Annotated in this window: 14 protein-coding genes; 11 read left to right on the top strand and 3 right to left on the bottom strand. The window is 62.0% G+C overall.

Going from position 1 to position 14,747, the window contains the following annotated elements:
• Positions 1-213 precede the first annotated feature (213 nt).
• A complete protein-coding gene (locus tag DZK26_RS10875) occupies positions 214-687 on the bottom strand; it encodes a DUF4442 domain-containing protein (protein ID WP_258870801.1) in 474 nt (157 codons plus the stop codon).
• A gap of 272 nt (positions 688-959) precedes the next feature.
• On the opposite strand from DZK26_RS10875, the gene doeB2 reads away from it, so the two are divergent.
• The 4 genes from doeB2 to DZK26_RS10855 are packed head-to-tail and all read left to right on the top strand — an operon-like array spanning position 960 to position 6,102.
• Positions 960-2,132 (top strand): N(2)-acetyl-L-2,4-diaminobutanoate deacetylase DoeB2, encoded by a 1,173-nt coding sequence (gene doeB2 / locus DZK26_RS10870; protein ID WP_258870802.1) that lies wholly within the window; start codon positions 960-962, stop codon positions 2,130-2,132.
• A 54-nt stretch (positions 2,133-2,186) separates the two neighbouring features.
• Entirely contained in the window at positions 2,187-3,455 is a 1,269-nt protein-coding gene (locus DZK26_RS10865) for an aspartate aminotransferase family protein (RefSeq protein WP_116896896.1), read from the top strand.
• A complete protein-coding gene (gene doeA / locus DZK26_RS10860; protein ID WP_116896897.1) occupies positions 3,452-4,729 on the top strand; it encodes an ectoine hydrolase in 1,278 nt (425 codons plus the stop codon). The genes DZK26_RS10865 and doeA overlap by 4 nt, the downstream gene beginning before the upstream one ends.
• Complete coding sequence (locus DZK26_RS10855) at positions 4,726-6,102, top strand: NAD-dependent succinate-semialdehyde dehydrogenase (protein WP_116896898.1); 1,377 nt, start codon at positions 4,726-4,728, stop codon at positions 6,100-6,102. Before doeA ends, DZK26_RS10855 begins: the two co-directional genes overlap by 4 nt.
• Positions 6,103-6,431: 329 nt before the next feature.
• Here the strand turns inward: DZK26_RS10855 and DZK26_RS10850 are convergent, their stop codons facing one another.
• A complete protein-coding gene (locus DZK26_RS10850) occupies positions 6,432-6,953 on the bottom strand; it encodes a chalcone isomerase family protein (RefSeq protein ID WP_116896899.1) in 522 nt (173 codons plus the stop codon).
• The gene (locus DZK26_RS10845; RefSeq protein ID WP_181918230.1) at positions 6,950-7,447 is read right to left on the bottom strand and encodes a nuclear transport factor 2 family protein; all 498 of its coding nucleotides are present in this window, start codon (positions 7,445-7,447) and stop codon (positions 6,950-6,952) included. Before DZK26_RS10845 ends, DZK26_RS10850 begins: the two co-directional genes overlap by 4 nt.
• 197 nt (positions 7,448-7,644) lie before the next feature.
• Between DZK26_RS10845 and DZK26_RS10840 the strand changes: the two genes are divergently transcribed.
• From DZK26_RS10840 to DZK26_RS10810, 7 genes are read left to right on the top strand one after another with little or no spacing between them, the layout of a single operon-like run.
• Positions 7,645-8,556, top strand: coding sequence for an acyl-CoA desaturase (locus tag DZK26_RS10840; protein ID WP_116896901.1), 912 nt, complete (start codon positions 7,645-7,647; stop codon positions 8,554-8,556).
• Complete coding sequence (locus DZK26_RS10835; protein ID WP_116896902.1) at positions 8,553-9,794, top strand: NAD(P)/FAD-dependent oxidoreductase; 1,242 nt, start codon at positions 8,553-8,555, stop codon at positions 9,792-9,794. Before DZK26_RS10840 ends, DZK26_RS10835 begins: the two co-directional genes overlap by 4 nt.
• Positions 9,787-10,536: a DUF1365 domain-containing protein gene (locus DZK26_RS10830; protein WP_116896903.1), complete on the top strand. Its 750-nt coding sequence runs from the start codon at positions 9,787-9,789 to the stop codon at positions 10,534-10,536. The genes DZK26_RS10835 and DZK26_RS10830 overlap by 8 nt, the downstream gene beginning before the upstream one ends.
• Positions 10,533-11,819 (top strand): cyclopropane-fatty-acyl-phospholipid synthase family protein, encoded by a 1,287-nt coding sequence (locus tag DZK26_RS10825; protein WP_116896904.1) that lies wholly within the window; start codon positions 10,533-10,535, stop codon positions 11,817-11,819. The genes DZK26_RS10830 and DZK26_RS10825 overlap by 4 nt, the downstream gene beginning before the upstream one ends.
• Entirely contained in the window at positions 11,816-12,385 is a 570-nt protein-coding gene (locus tag DZK26_RS10820; RefSeq protein ID WP_116896905.1) for a DUF2878 domain-containing protein, read from the top strand. Before DZK26_RS10825 ends, DZK26_RS10820 begins: the two co-directional genes overlap by 4 nt.
• The gene (locus DZK26_RS10815) at positions 12,382-13,410 is read left to right on the top strand and encodes a cyclopropane-fatty-acyl-phospholipid synthase family protein (RefSeq protein WP_116896906.1); all 1,029 of its coding nucleotides are present in this window, start codon (positions 12,382-12,384) and stop codon (positions 13,408-13,410) included. Before DZK26_RS10820 ends, DZK26_RS10815 begins: the two co-directional genes overlap by 4 nt.
• Positions 13,407-14,732 carry a HAMP domain-containing sensor histidine kinase gene (locus tag DZK26_RS10810; protein ID WP_116896907.1) on the top strand — a complete coding sequence of 442 codons (1,326 nt, stop codon included), beginning with the start codon at positions 13,407-13,409 and terminating at the stop codon, positions 14,730-14,732. Before DZK26_RS10815 ends, DZK26_RS10810 begins: the two co-directional genes overlap by 4 nt.
• The last annotated feature ends 15 nt before the right edge of the window (positions 14,733-14,747 follow it).

Below are 14,747 nucleotides of genomic sequence, written 5' to 3'. Positions count from 1 at the left end.
ACGACTCGTGGGGGACTGTGCGATTCCAAAACGCGTCATTCTAGCCCTGGGGGCGGTTGGGGCCAAGGTGTCAATCGACTGCCGGAAATCGCTTGCCCGCTGCCGGGACACAGTCTTGTAAACCTTTTACGGCCTTCTGGCAGGCACGTTCTATTTTGCTTGCACAGCATCGGGGGATTCGGCACATACCATCAGGGCGGGACTGGCGTCCGGTCAGGCGGTTTCGCGCTGGTCTGCCCCGGCCTGTTTCTTTTGGCGGATATGAAGCGTGCGCGTGACATGGGCGACTACATCGCCGGCTTCGTCGACGATATCGACCGCCAGCGTCGGCTCGAACTTGCGGCTCTCCTGCGTGGCCTCCCGGATCTCGTCGATCAGTGTCTGGTCGATGCGGAACTCGGCGCGGACCCGCCCCTTTCCGGGTTTGCGGTACTCGATGGTGCCGGCCTTGTCCCAGACGATGTGGCCGTTTCCCAGGTTGTTCATCACCATCAGCATGTAGAAGGGATCGGTCATCGCCGACAGGCTGCCGCCGAAATGCGTACCCACGTAGTTGCGGTTGTAGAAGCGCAGTTTCATTTCGACCACGACGTGGCGGTAGTCCTCGGCGATCTCACGTACCCGGATTCCCGTGCCCCAATATGGTGGATACAGGTTGAACAGCAGTCGCAGGGTGGAGGCTTTCACTCGATTCCTGGTTGATCGCTGGAACAGAGCGGAAGAATAGCAAGACCGAGTGCGGTCTGTCGCTTGTCTGGTTATGGCGCTCCCAATCATTGTGGATAGGCCGGGTAAATACTTGCTGCGCAACTGTTTTGGGCCTAAACGAAAGTGCTTGCAAGTGGATCGGCCGCGGGTCTAGCCTAGACCCATCGACGGACGAGACGAGCGTCCGGGCGATGTCAGGTTTTGCCATCAACCCGGTGCCCGCCGGGTTGATTTTTTCGGGAGCTTGGGCCGTGGCTACGAGTACGACGCACAACTGGCAGGTGATGGTCGACGAGGCAGTGGCCTTCCGTCGGGCGTTGCATGCTTCGCCCGAACTCACCTGGTCCGAGGACGAGACCGCCGCATCGATTCGCGACCGGCTGGACGATCTGGGCATTGCCTGGCAGGCCTGTGCCGGGACCGGCACGGTGGCGACGCTGGCACCCGAGGCTAGCGGGCGGCATGTGGCCCTGCGTGGCGATATCGATGCCCTGCCCATTGTCGAGGAGTCGGGCGTGGAATGGTGTTCCACGCGGGAAGGCTGCATGCATGCCTGTGGCCATGACGGGCACGCGGCCACACTCTATGCCGCCGCGCAGTGGCTCAAGGCACATGAATCCGGGCTGCCCGGCCCGGTGACGCTACTCTTCCAGCCGGCAGAGGAGGGCGGTCACGGCGCCCGGGCAATGATCGATGACGGTGCGCTCGAGGGCGTGGACACCATTTTCGGCTGGCACAACTGGCCGGCGATTCCATTCGGCCGGGCAGTCTGTCCGGACGGGGCGGTGATGGCCGGCAACGGCACCTTCGAAATCAGCGTGCATGGGCGAGGCGGGCACGCCAGCCAGCCGGAACTGTGCCGCGACCCGGTGCTGGCCGCATCGAACATCGTCATGGATCTTCAGCAGGTGGTCAGTCGGCGGATCTCGCCGCAGGCACCGACGGTGCTGAGTGTGACGAGTATCCGCGCCGACGGTGCGCCGACCGTGATTCCGGAATCCGCCACGCTCGGCGGCAGTTTCCGCCTGGGTGATCCCGACACGCGTGCACTGATGGGCGAGCTGATCGAGACCATCGCCCGGAACACCGGTTCCGCTTACGGTGTCGAGGTCGATGTGCGTATCCACCCGCGCTATGACGCGACGGTCAATCACCCGGCCGAGGCCGGGCAATATCGCCAGGCGATCTGCGGCGAGCTTGGCGACGATGCGCTCGAGGTAGCGTTGAAGACGCCGATCATGGCCTCGGAGGATTTCAGCTATTACCTCAAGGCCATTCCCGGCGCCTTCGCGCTGATCGGCGCCGATGACGGGCAGGGCCACGATCATCCCTGCCACAGCCCGAAATACGACTTCAACGACCGGCTGATCGACACGGTCGGCCGCATTTATTCCCGGATCGCCGGCATCCCGGTGGAGGAGTAACAACGTCAGTGCCCGGCGAAACGATGCCGGGACAGAGACCCGAGGAGGTGCAACATGCAGGTATTCGAACAGTGGGAATCGGACATTCGCGGCTACTGCCGCTTGTATCCGACCGTGTTCAAGTCGGCGTCCAATGCGCGCCAGACGGACGAGAACGGCAAGAGCTACATCGATTTCTTCGCCGGCGCCGGGGTGCTCAACTTCGGCCACAACAACGAGCGGATGAAGCGCGCCATGATCGAGTTCATCGAGCGCGACGGCGTGGCCCACAGCCTGGACATGTACACCGACGTCAAGCGCGATTTCATCGCGAAATTCGTCGAGACCATCGTCAAGCCGCGCGGCTGGAACCACAAGCTTCAGTTCATGGGCCCGACCGGCACCAACGCGGTCGAAACCGCACTGAAGCTGGCGCGCAAGGTCACCGGTCGGCACAGCGTGGTGGCTTACGAACACGGCTTCCACGGGATGACGCTCGGCTCGCTGGCCTGCACCGCGAACAGCTACTTCCGCAACGCCGCCGGCGTGCCGCTGGGTCATGTCGTTCGTCAGCCTTTCGGCAGTGACGAAGTCGAACTGGAACAGTGCCTGGCCTGGGTCGACCAGTTGCGTGCGATGTACGAGGACTCCTCCAGCGGTCTCGAGCCGCCGGCGGCTTTCGTGATCGAGCCCATCCAGGCCGAAGGCGGCGTGCACGTGGCCCGGCCAGAATGGCTGAAGGCCGTGCAGGGCCTGGCCCGCGACCTGGGCGCGCTGGTGATCTATGATGATATCCAGGCCGGCTGCGGCCGTACCGGCAGCTACTTCAGCTTCGATGACATGGGCCTGGATCCGGACATCATCACCCTGGCCAAGGGGATCGGCGGTTTCGGCACGCCGTTGGCGATGAACCTGGTCAAGCCGGAATACGACAAGCACTGGTCGCCGGGCGAGCACACCGGTACTTTCCGCGGGCAGGGCCTGAGCTTTGTCGCCGGCGTCGAGGCGCTGGAATACTTCGATGACGATGAACTGATGAATGCCGTCAAGGCCAATGGCGAGATCATGCGCGAGCGGATCGAATCCATCGCCGGCAAGCACGGCAACGGCGATTTTTCCGTACGCGGCCGCGGCATGATTCAGGCGCTCGATGTCGGTGACGGCGAGCTGGCCAAGCAGATTGCGTCGACCGCATTCGAAAACGGCCTGCTGATCGGCGCCTGCGGCACCGGCGGGCGGGTGCTCAAGCTGATTCCGCCGCTGACCATCCCCGAGGCCGATCTGGAACAAGGTCTGGACATCCTCGAGCAGTCGGTAGCCAAGGCACACAGGGCAGCGGCATGAGACAGCGTGACGACATGACCTTTCCCTTCGAGGAGTACGAGCGCCGGCTCAAGGAGTTGCGCGAGCGCATGGCCGAGCGCCTGTTGGATGCGGTGGTGATCACCGACCCGGAAAACCTGATGTATCTCACCGATTATCAGACCACGGGTTACAGCTTCTTCCAGGCCCTCGTGGTGCCGCTGGAAGACGAGCCGTTCATGATCACGCGCATGATGGAGGAATCGAATGTCCATGCCCGGACCTGGGTCGAGAAGACGCGTCCGTATCCGGACACGGGTGATGCCATCCAGATGCTGGTCGAGTCGTTGCGCGAGTTTGGCCTGACCGGCAAGTGCATCGGCTATGAACGTAACAGTTATTATCTTCCTGCCTATCATCAGGACAGTATTTTCACAACGTTCCTGGACGGCAAGCTGCTCGATTGCTTCGGCATCGTCGAGGAAGGCCGTGTCTGTAAGTCAAAGCATGAAATCGAGATCATGCGCAGGGCTTCAGCAGCCACTGAGGCCGGCATGAAGGCCGGCTTCGAGGCCACAGAGGCCGGCGTGACCGAGAACGATATCGGTGCTGCCATTTCTTCCGCCATGTTCCGCGCCGGCGGCGAACCGCCCGCGGTGATGCCCTATGTCACGTCGGGGCCGCGCAGCATGATCGGTCATGCCACCTGGGAGGGACGAACGGTCCAGCCGGGTGAGCACGTGTTTCTGGAAGTCGGCGGTTGCTATCGGCGCTATCACACGGCCATGATGCGCACCGTCGTGCTGGGCGAGCTCTCGCCCTCGATGGCCCATGCCCAGGACCGCATGAAGCAGGCCTTGCATGAGATCAAGAACGTGATCCGCCCGGGTATGACGGTGTCGGATGCCGACAACCTGATCCGTAACATCATTACCGCCAACGAAGTGGGGGCACGCTTGATTACGCGTTCTGGCTACTCCATCGGCATCGCGTTCCCGCCGAGCTGGGATGAAGGCTACATCATGAGCCTCAAGCAGGGCGACTCGCGCGTGATCAAGGAAGGCATGACGTTCCACATCATCCCCTGGATGTGGGGCGTGGATGGCGATAAGACGGTTGGAATCTCCGACACCATCTACATCACCGCCGACGGCTGCAAGTCCTTCTTCGATCTCGACGAGAACTTCGTGGTCAAGCCCGACCAGGCGCCGCAGGAGCTGCCTCACCCGAAGACCAGTGCGCCGCCGAAGAAGAGAGCCGAAAGCGACTCGGGTGGTGAATCGATCAAGGACATCAAGGAGGCTCGCCGACAATGACGACACTGCGTTCGATCAACCCAACGACCGGGAAGACCCAGTACGAAGTCGAGGCGCTGTCGGACGACGCGCTGGAACAGCGTCTGGCCGGGGCTCAGTCCGCGTTTGCCGGGTGGAAGCTGGCCAGCTTTTCCGACCGGGCGACGGTATTGAACAATGTGGCCGGGTTGATGCGTGAGGATGTCGAGAACCTCGCCCGCCTGATGACCGATGAGATGGGCAAGCCCATCCGCGAAGCCCGCGGTGAGGTCGAGAAGGCAGCCTGGTGCGCCGAGCACTACGCTGGACATGCCGAGGAATACCTGGCGACCGAGTATCTCGCCTCGGATGCCAGTGAGAGCTACGTGCAGTACCTGCCGCTGGGCGTGATCCTGGGCATCCTGCCCTGGAACGCGCCGTTCTGGCTGGCCTTCCGCTTTGCTGCGCCGACCCTGATGGCCGGCAATACCTGCGTGATGAAGCACGATCCCAACGTACCGGCCTGCGCCGAGGCGATCGGCAAGCTGTTCGAGCGCGCCGGTGCTCCGGCGGGCCTGTTTGCCAACCTGCCGCTGGAGACCGAACGTGTCGAGCGGGTGATCCGGGACAAGCGCGTGCAGGCGGTATCGTTCACCGGTTCGGAGCGAGCCGGCGGAATCGTCGCCTCGACCGCGGCGGCCGAGATCAAGCACTCGGTGCTGGAACTCGGCGGTTCCGACCCGGCCATCGTGCTGGCCGACGCCGAGCTGGAGAAGGCGGCCGACACCATTTGCCTCTCGCGCATCATCAACGCCGGACAGAGTTGCATCGCGGCCAAGCGCATCATCGTCGAATCACCGGTCCATGACCACTTCGTCGAACTGCTGCACGAGCGTCTGGCGCGTCTGAAGCTGGGCGATCCTTCCGAGGAGTCGACCGACATCGGCCCGATCGCGCGCGAGGATCTCCGCGAGAACCTGCACTCTCAAGTGCGCAAGACGATCGAGGCCGGTGCGGACTGCCCCCTCGGCGGTGAACTGCCCGAGGGCGAGGGCTGGTTTTACCCGGTGACGTTGCTGACTGGCGTCGGCCCGGAGATGACCGCTTCCTGCGAGGAAACCTTTGGTCCCGTGGCCGTCGTGATGAAAGTTGACAGTGAGGACGAGGCCATCGAACTGGCCAACGATACCGACTACGGTCTGGCCGCGGCGGTGTGGACGAGCACGGAGCGCGGCGTGGCCATGGCCAGCCGGCTCGAAACCGGCCAGGTTGCGGTCAACGGCATCGTCAAAACCGATCCGAGGCTGCCCTCGGGTGGCGTCAAGCGCTCCGGCATCGGCCGCGAACTCGGGCCGCACGGCATCCGAGAATTCGTGAATGCACAACAAGTCTGGGTTGGGCCGGTCAAGGCTTAAAAAAAGAAAATTGTCCACAGATAAACACAGATGAACACAGATCTGGTGTGCCGATAAGAAGGGGGTTTGGTCCTGTTCTCGCGCGGTGATCAATTCGGCGCTGAAAATCTCAAATTCCAAGCACCAAATATCAAACAAATTCGAATGACCGAAATTCGAATGACCTAAACGGCAAACCTGCTACGAGACTCTTCATTGGGTGCCCATTGGCGCTAGCGACTTCGGACTCGCGAAGCATGGCGGTGGGGTGGCATTCAATCGATCGAATAGCAGTGTTTCTTTTATCTGTGTTAATCCGTGTTTATCTGTGGAAGGTTTTAAATTTCTTTTTAATTTCCATTAGCCCGTTCGAGCAGGCGTTTCTTCATTCGTTGGTTGAAGGGTTCTTCGCCGAACCAGATCTTGAAGTATTCATGGCCGCGGCCCTGGTCGGGGCATTCTGTCAGTAGTTCGTCGTTGCGATAGAGCGCCAGGCGGTTCCCGGGCTCGTAGACGACGTCGAAACGTTCGCCTTCCACGGCGTCGACGTAGGCATTGGCCAGGCAAGCCAGTTCCTGGGGCAGCTCGTCGGGGCCGTCGACATCATCGAGATTCTCGACCAGCAATTCATTGGCGCTTTCGATCAGATCCTCGCCGGCCATGTCCCGGTCGAGTTTCAGGGAAAACTGCTTGGGGATGGTTTCGAGTACGCGCCCGGTATCGCTACAGTCGACCAGGTGCAGACTTGCGGTGCCGACGCTGAACAGGCCGATGACCTTCAGTTCCACTTCGGAACAGCGCTCCAATGTTGCTGCAGGGGTCGCGCTCGAAACGGCAACCAGCAAGAGGATAGCCGGGATGCTGGGCCTCATTGCATCGCTCTCTGTGCGCGTCGCACGAAGAATCCGACCATCGGCAGGTGTGCGTAAATCGCGCTAGCGCTGTCCCAGAAGTCCTGGTGCAACACGATTTGCCCGTTCTCGTCGAAGCGCAGGTGGGTCATGCCGATCGAGTGTGACTCCACGCGCTTGCCCACGGCACGGGTGATGAATGTCATTTCCCAGCGCAGGTAGACGTCGGCCCCATCGTGGATGACCTTGTGCACCTCGACACGGTTTTGCTCCAGGCTCTCGCCAGTCCGTGCCATGTAATCGACCAGTTCGGATCGCTTGCGGGCAATGTGTACCGTGTCGTTGAAATAGAAGGTGTCGGCGTAGAGTTCACCGATTCTTCCGGCCAGGTCTTCGCGCGTCAGATCCGCGAAGGTTTGCCTGAATGTGGCCACGCCCTGGTCGATGGATGCCGTGTGCCCGGGGTTCTGTTCAAGCGCCTCATGATAGGCCTCGACCGTTTTTTTGTCCGTCATCGAGCCGCTCCCGGCACAAGCTGCCGTGGCCGCCAGAAGGATTGCGGCCACCGCGCAGCGTTGAATGATTCGTCGCTGATTCATGGGCGCGATGATGCGCCCGGTCGTGTCCACCGGGAGTGAAGAGCCGTTTTCACACCAGGTTGATGAACGGGGGCGTCTAATCCGCTTTCAATGGAAGTGGACACTCTTTTGTAATGCAGCAACTCTTCGCCTGGTTCGACTCCCGACAGCGCCTGAGCGACGGCGTGGAAGACTCCCGTCGCGTCGATTGGATCCGGATTATTCCATTCATCGGTCTTCACCTAGCCTGCCTGGGCGTGTTCGTCGTGGGCGTGTCGACAACCGCGATCGTGGTCTTTCTGGCCAGCTATTTTCTGCGCATGTTCGCCATTACTGCCTTCTACCATCGCTATTTCTCGCACCGGACCTTCCGCACCAGCCGGCCCGTGCAGTTCCTCTTTGCGCTGATCGGCGCTTCGGCCACCCAGCGTGGGCCGTTGTGGTGGGCGGCCCACCATCGCCATCACCACAAGCATGCCGATACCGACGATGATGTGCATGCACCTCGCCACGGTTTCTGGTGGAGCCACATGGGCTGGTTCCTTTGCCGCGAGAACTTCGAGACGCGTGCCGAGCAGATTCCGGACCTGATCGTCTATCCGGAACTGCGCTGGCTGGACCGCTACGACCTGATCGTTCCGCTCATCTACGCGTTGCTTCTCTTCCTGCTGGGCGCAGGCCTCGATCGTTGGGCCCCGGGCCTGGAGACAAGCGGTTGGCAGATCCTGGTCTGGGGTTACTTCGTCTCGACCGTGGTACTGATTCACGTGACGCTGACCATCAACTCCCTCGCCCACGTCTGGGGCAGTCGCCGCTACGCCACCCGTGACGACAGCCGGAACAATTTCATACTGGCACTATTCACACTCGGCGAAGGCTGGCACAACAATCACCACCACTTTCCGGGCTCGGCGCGTCAGGGTTTCTACTGGTGGGAGGTCGATGCCAGCTACTATCTGCTCAAGCTGATGAGCTGGTTCGGGCTCGTGCGCGGGCTCAAGCTCGTGCCGGGGCGAATCCGCGAGGCGCGGCGGGTGCCGTCATGAAGATCGCGATCGTCGGCGCCGGGGTTTCCGGGCTGTACGCCGCCTGGCATCTGTCGCAGCGTCACGAGGTGACGGTGTTCGAGGCCGAGGACAGGCTCGGCGGCCATGCGGATACACAGGTCGTGGACGATGAGGGTGTGCCACGTTCCATTGATACCGGCTTTATCGTCTTCAACCGGGCGCACTACCCCCTGCTGACGGCCTGGTTCGAAGAACTCGGCGTCGAGTCGGATTCGAGCGACATGAGTTTCGGCGTCAGCGATACCCAGACCGGCCTGGCTTACAACGCCAGCACGTTGCGACGGCTCTACTGCCAGCGTCGCAACCTGTTCAGTCCGCGTTTTCACGGCATGGTGCTCGACATCGCCCGCTTCTACCGGCGTGCACCACAGCTGCTCGAGGAAATCGACGATCGCGTGACGCTCGGCGAATGGCTTGAACAAAGCGACCTGGGCGAAATGTTCGCCAGCCGGCACATGCTGCCCATGGCCTCGGCCCTGTGGTCGGCGCCAATCGGGGACGTCACCCAATTCCCCATGAGGCATCTGCTGGCTTTTATGGATAACCACTCCATGTTGACGTTGGGAACACGTCCGCAATGGGAAACGGTTCGCGGCGGCAGTCGCCGCTACGTCGAAGCAGCAGGCGGCTGCGCGGCGCGATTCTCAACCGGTACGCCGGTGCGCTCGGTCGAGCGCAACGAAGACGGCGTACAAATCCGAACCCCGGATGACGAAGCCCGCTTCGACGCGGTCGTTCTCGCCTGTCATTCCGATCAGGCGCTGAAACTGCTCGACGACGCCAGCCCGGTGGAGCGCTGCGTACTCAACGCAGTCGACTATCAGCCCAACGAGACCGTGCTGCACACCGACGTTTCCGTCCTGCCCGACAACCCGGCCGCGCGGGCGGCCTGGAATGTCCGTGTCGATGATCGGGAGCACGACCAATGCCGGGTGTCCTATTACATGAACAAGCTGCAGAATATCGACAGCCGGCAGCATTACATCGTCTCGCTCAATCAGACCGACAAGATCGATCCAGACTGCATCCTCGTGCGGCGAAATTACGCCCACCCCGTGTTCACGCCGGAAGCGGTGGCGGCCCAGTCTCGCTGGCGCGATATCAACGGCCTGCGCCGAACCTGGTTCTGCGGCGCCTGGTGGGGCTGGGGGTTCCACGAGGACGGCGCGCGCAGCGCCCGACGCGTGATCGACGATATCGAGGCTCGCCATGGATAACGCCATTGCCTCGGGAAAAGTATGGCACCGGCGCCTGACTCCGAAGCCGCACCGTTTTGACTACCGCACCAGCTACACGCTGATCGATATCGATCGCGTCGAGAATGTGTTTGCGCGCAGTCGCCTGTGGTCGGTAGGCCGGTTCACCCTGGTCAGTTTTCGGCGGAGCGATTTCCTGCGGCCGCTCGATCGACCGCTGCGACAGGCCGTGCTCGAACGGGTGGCCGAAGTCACCGGTTGTCAGCCGAGTGGCCGAATCTTCCTGCTGGCGCACCTGCGCCAGTGGGGTCTGTGTTTCAACCCGGTCAGTTTCTACTTCTGTTTCGGTCGGGACGGAATCCTGCAGGCCATCGTCGCCGAGGTGCACAACACGCCCTGGAACGAACGCCATGCCTACGTGCTCGACTGTCGGGGCCAGGCCGGGCCGGAGTACCGTTTCGAGTTTGACAAGTCCTTTCACGTCTCACCCTTCATGCCGATGGCGATTCACTACGACTGGCGATTCCGCATCGATCACGACCGGCTCGACGTTCACATGGTTCTGAAGGACTCGGGCCGAGAATGCTTCGCCGTCGGAATGCAGCTGGCCCTCGAACCAATGACGACATCGACGATGCGCCGGATGCCCCTGAAGTTTCCGCTGATGACCTTCAAGGTTGTCGCCGGGATCTACTGGCAGGCCCTGCGCCTGTGGCTCAAGAAGGTACCTTTTTACTCTCACCCGGACAAGGTGACGCAATGACGCATACGGACAGAACCTTCGACGCTCTCGACGCCGGATCCGGTGGTGGCCTCGATCGCTGGTTGCGCACCCGGGTGCTGTCGCGCCTGGACTCGATCGAGCAGGGCAGCCTGGCCATTGAGGACGTCGACGGCGAGTACACGCTGGGTAATCCCGACGACGCACTGAAGGCGACGGTGGTTATTCGCGACCTGCGTTTCTGGCGCCTGATGGCCAGCGGCGGTAGCGTGGGTGCAGCCGAGGCCTGGATGGCCCAGCTCTGGGACAGTCCGGATCCGGTGGCCGTCGTTCAGGTGCTCGCGCGCAATCGCCGCGTGCTTGACGAGATGGAAACCGCGGCTGCGCGGCTGGCCAATGGCGCCCTTGGTCTCTGGCATGCATTCAATCGCAACAGCCTCAAGGGCAGCCGGCGCAACATCGCCGCCCATTACGATCTGGGCAACGATTTTTTCGCAGCCTGGCTGGACGAGCGCATGATGTATTCCAGTGCGCTGTACCTGGAAGACGGTGAAACGCTCGAGCAGGCACAGCTGAACAAGCTCGAGCGGATCTGCCGCAAGCTCGCTCTCGGCCCTGAGGACCACCTGCTGGAGATCGGTACCGGTTGGGGTGGCCTGGCCATTCACGCCGCCGAGCATTACGGATGTCGCGTCACGACCACCACCATTTCACGTGAACAGTACGACCTGGCGCGCGAGAAAGTGCACAAAGCGGGCCTGGAAGATCGGATCACGCTTCTGACCAACGACTACCGCATGCTGGAGGGGCAGTTCGACAAGATTGTCTCGGTCGAGATGATCGAAGCGGTCGGTCACCAGTATCTCGACACCTACCTGGCGAAGATCGACGAACTGCTCCGGCCCGATGGGTTGGCGCTGATCCAGGCCATCACCATCGAGGATTATCGTTACGCCAGCGCGTTGAAGGGTGTTGATTTCATCAAGTGCTACATCTTTCCCGGCGCCTTCATCCCCTCGGTCAGCACCATCACGCAGTCAATGGCGCGTGCCAGCCGTCTGGGACTGGTCGAGCTGGCCGATTTCGGGACGAGCTATGCGCGCACTCTCGCCGCATGGCGCGAGCGCTTCGAGGTGCGATGGGAGGCTATCCGCGAGATGGGCTTTGACGAGGCCTTCCGGCGTCGCTGGCTCTGGTACCTGGCCTACTGTGAGGGCGGGTTCCGCGAGCGAGCGATCAGTGATGTTCATCTGCTGCTCGCCGGTCCCCAGTGGCGGCCGGCATCCGAAGCCGGGCTGACCGCCGGAAGCGAGTTGCTGGCATGAAGCGCGACTTCTGGATCAACCAGGGCCTGTTCCAGTTGAGCTGGCCGGCCTGTGTGGTGGGCGCCTCCTGGGGTATTGCCGGCTGGAGCGGCCCATTGGTGGTCGCCGCCCTGGTGTTTTGGCAGCTGCATCCGCGGCGGCGTCATCCCAATGACTGGGGCATGATTGCCCTGTGCCTGGGTATCGGTTTCGCGCTCGATACCCTGTGGGTGCAATGGGGCCTGCTGGCCTACGCCATGCCCTGGCCGTCGAGCGGATTTGCGCCGTTCTGGATTCTCTTGCTGTGGCTGGCCCTGGCCCTTGTTCTCAATCACTCCATGAGCGTGTTCAAGCATCGGCTGCTGCTGATCGGCCTCCTGGGCGCGGTTGGCTCACCCATGTCCTACTACGCCGGATCGCGCTTCGGTGCAGTCGAGTGGCTGGCACCGGCCTGGCAGGTGGTGTTGGCCACGGGCCTGAGCTGGGCGCTGCTTTTGCCCGCGTTGTTCTGGCTGGCCCGCCGCCCCGGCGGTCGGCTGGATCGGTCGGAGACAACCAACACGCCTTCAAGGAGCGTAACGCCATGAAGCCCATCGAACTGGCCGAGAAAGGCCTTGTCCCGGACTGGCTCATCCGGCGCGGTATTCGCGCACTGCTCAAGCGGCGTTTGCGTGATGAACAAGTCGACGACCCGGAAGCCCAGTCCATTCATTATCAGGCTCTGATGGACGAGCTGGCCGAGTCGGCCATTGCCATCGAAACCGACGCAGCGAATCAGCAGCATTACGAAGTACCTGCCGCTTTCTACCAGCAGGTACTCGGCCGTCGGCTCAAGTACTCGAGTGCGCTTTGGCCGCCGGGCGTGGACAACCTGGACGATGCCGAGACCGCCATGCTCGATCAGACTTGCCGCAACGCCGAACTGGCGGATGGACAGGAGCTCCTCGAGCTCGGTTGCGGCTGGGGATCGCTGACCCTTTGGATGGCGGCGCAATACCCGGCCAGTCGGATCACGGCGGTGTCAAACTCGGCATCGCAGCGCGAGCATATCGAGTCACGAGCCCGCGAACTCCGACTGAACAATCTCGAAGTAATTACCTGTGACGTCAACGAGTTGACGCTGGACAAGCAGTTCGACCGGGTCGTATCGGTCGAGATGTTCGAGCATGTGCGCAACTATCGCCAGCTGCTCGAGCGCATTGCCGGATGGATGAAGGATGACGCAAGGCTGTTCGTGCACATCTTCTGTCATCGCTTCCTGGCCTATCCTTTCGAAACCGAGGGTGAAGGCAACTGGATGGGGCGTTACTTCTTCACCGGCGGCCTGATGCCGGCAACCGACACGCTGTTACACTTCGCCGATGATGTGGTCATCGAACGCCGCTGGTTGTACTCGGGCGAGCATTACGCCAGAACCGCCCGAGGCTGGCTGGACAATCTGGATGAGCACGGGCGCGAGGTTCGAGCGGTCATGCAGGCGGTATACGGCGAAGACGCGGCGATCTGGCAACAGCGCTGGCGAATCTTCTTCATGGCCTGCGAGGAGCTTTTCGGATTCGACCGCGGCCGGCAGTGGCTGGTCGGCCATTTCCGATTTCGAAAGGCGCCATGAAACCGTTTAATAGAGTGCTGACGGGCGGGTTGCGTACCCGCCTGGTGCGGGTCTTTCTCCTGCAGGTGCTGGCAATCAGCATCGCTACCGTACTCGGTGTCTATGCCGCAGCCTGGGTGGTCGAGCGCGTGCTGGTGCAGGAAGCGCTCAACGGCGAGGCGGAGTATTTCTGGGACCGCTATAGCGACAACGCCGATTTCCCGCTTCCGGACACCAATAACCTGACCGCCTACCTGGCCGAGGACAGTGATACATCGACCGTGCCGGCGTGGTTGCGTGATGAACAGCCCGGCTTCCGCCGAGGGCACCGCCAGGACGATTCGAGTCCAGTCGTTCATGTCTCGGAGCGGGACGGGGATCGCCTTTATCTGGTGTTCGACGAAATGCAGGTTTCCTCGCTGGCCTGGTACTTCGGTATCGCGCCGCTGACCGGCGTGCTGTTGTTGATCTATTTGCTCACCTGGGTGGGCTACGTGATGTCGCGGCGGGCGGTTTCCACGGTCGTCCAGCTGGCCGATGCCGTGCGCAATTATGACTTCCGTTCGGGAAAGCTCGAGGAGCTCAGCGAGGCGGATTTCGGCGAGGCGACCGATACCGAGACGCTCGCGCTGATCAACGCTTTCAATCAGTTCATCCACCGGCTGGAGTCCTTCATCCAGCGCGAGCGCAACTTTACCCGTAACGCCAGCCATGAGCTGCGCACCCCGCTGGCGGTCCTGCGTTCCAACCTGGGCCTGCTCGCGAAGCAGTCCGACCCTGAAGCGCGGGCGAAGACGGTCGACCGTATGAACCGCACGGTGCGCGACATGGAAGCCCTGGTCGAGACCCTGCTGATCCTCGCGCGTGAGAGCGAATCGCGGCTCAACTGGTCGTCGGTCGTGCTCAACGATCTCCTCGCCGACTTGCTCGATCAGTTTGCCTCGACCATCGACCGGCCGGAAGTGGCGACGAGCGTGCGGGCCAACGGCCTGCTCGAGATCAGTGCGCCCGAGCGGGTACTGGCCATTGTCTTCACCAACCTGCTACGCAACGCGCTCAGCTACACCGAAAAAGGTCATGTCCACGTGCTGATCGATCGCAACGGTGTGACCGTCCAGGATTCCGGCTGCGGTATGAGCGAAGCCGATCTGGAGCGCATGTTCGAACCCTTCTACCGCGGTCACGACCGCTCCAACGAGGGTTACGGCCTGGGCCTGTCGATCGTGCGCCGCCTGTGTGATCGCTTCGGCTGGCACCTGCATGCCGACAGCGAACTGGGGGCGGGGACCGAGATTCGGGTCGAATTCCCCCAGGCGACATTCAAGCCGTTCAGTGGGAACTAGGGTTCAGGTTTCAGG

This window comes from Wenzhouxiangella sp. 15190, from assembly GCF_003417465.1.
In the GTDB taxonomy this organism is placed as follows: Bacteria; Pseudomonadota; Gammaproteobacteria; order Xanthomonadales; family Wenzhouxiangellaceae; genus Wenzhouxiangella.
Note: the sequence above shows the minus strand (reverse complement) of the source record. Positions and strands in the feature narration are given on the sequence as shown.